Consider the following 247-nt stretch of genomic DNA (forward strand, 5'->3'; position numbering starts at 1 on the left):
GCTCAGTTGGGAGAGCATCGCCCTTACAAGGCGAGGGTCACTGGTTCAAGTCCAGTACGACCCACCATTTACTTTTTGAAGCAAAGAGCATCGCAACTCTTTACAACGAAAAGGCTCGGTGGTTAAGTTCAGTAAAACCAACCATTTAATCTTAAAACAAAATTTATATGTGGGTCGTTAGCTCAGTTGGGAGAGCATCGCCCTTACAAGGCGAGGGTCACTGGTTCAAGTCCAGTACGACCCACCA

1 tRNA gene is annotated in these 247 nt (G+C 47.0%); it reads left to right on the forward strand.

What is annotated here, in order from left to right:
* The first annotated feature begins 171 nt into the window (after nucleotides 1-171).
* Nucleotides 172-247 (forward strand) — tRNA-Val (locus EXT43_RS20595).

This window comes from Pseudoalteromonas sp. CO109Y (assembly GCF_004208935.1).
Taxonomy (GTDB): domain Bacteria; phylum Pseudomonadota; class Gammaproteobacteria; order Enterobacterales; family Alteromonadaceae; genus Pseudoalteromonas; species Pseudoalteromonas shioyasakiensis.